General features: G+C 69.0%; 1 protein-coding gene. It reads right to left on the bottom strand.

Going from position 1 to position 819, the window contains the following annotated elements:
* Nucleotides 1-544: 544 nt before the first annotated feature.
* The coding region (locus tag FV228_RS31265) for a DUF6456 domain-containing protein (protein ID WP_246694107.1) at nucleotides 545-819 on the bottom strand (275 nt) is incomplete at its 5' end.

The following is an 819-nucleotide window of genomic DNA, read 5'->3' as shown; positions in this document are numbered from 1 at the left end:
CTCCCACCCTCCCCCTCGTTCTCAAAGGCGGTGAGCCTTTCGATTCATCGCTCGCGACAAACGGTAACGCTGCAGCATTCCTCGGGAGGTTCATCCCGGCTTCCGATCCGAGGTGGGACATCCCCCGAAGGTTTTGGCCCGAGGTCGATGACGGAGCGCGACACGCCCCCTCTCCCATGCGGGCTAGCGGATTCACACATCGGGGCCGACAGGATACGCTAGAGACACCGCGGTTCTCCCTCCCCCCTATGCGGGGGAGGGAGACGCGTTTGGGGTTAGCCTTGGCCCTCATCCGGCAGCGATGTGTGAACGTCGTAGCCCGTGCGAGAGAGGGCTGGGGTGAGGGAACAGACCCATCCGGAATGACCTGATCCCTCACCCTGTCCCTCTCCCGCACGGGAGAGGGGACCCGCGGGTCGTGCTTGGGCATAGTCCCGTCCGGCGACGCTCAGGCGTCGGGTGCATGGGACATCGAAGGGCGATCGATCGAAAGACTCACGGCCCCACAGGATGAGGGCCAGGGTTGGAGTCCATCGCCCCCCCCTCATGCCCGCCACAGCCGCAACCGCGCGTGGTCCGGTCCGGTCGCCTCGCGCGCCAAGCCGTAATGCTCGGCCAGCCGCCCCAGGGCGATGCGGACCACGACCTTGGCCGAGCGGGCCGGCCAGCGGCGCTCCGCCTCGATCCGCTCCAAGCCCTTGAGGAAGCCGCACAGGTCGATCAGCAGCCCCGACAGGTCGCCGCCCACGGCGTCGAGGGCGCCGCGGACCCGCTGGCGGGCGGCGATCACCTGATCGGAGGCGGCGGCCGGGTCGCGGG

Origin of the sequence: Methylobacterium sp. WL18 (assembly GCF_008040015.1) — a bacterium.
GTDB lineage: Bacteria > Pseudomonadota > Alphaproteobacteria > Rhizobiales > Beijerinckiaceae > Methylobacterium > Methylobacterium mesophilicum.
The sequence above is the reverse complement of the archived record's forward strand: the minus strand, read 5'-3'. Positions and strand labels throughout refer to the sequence as shown.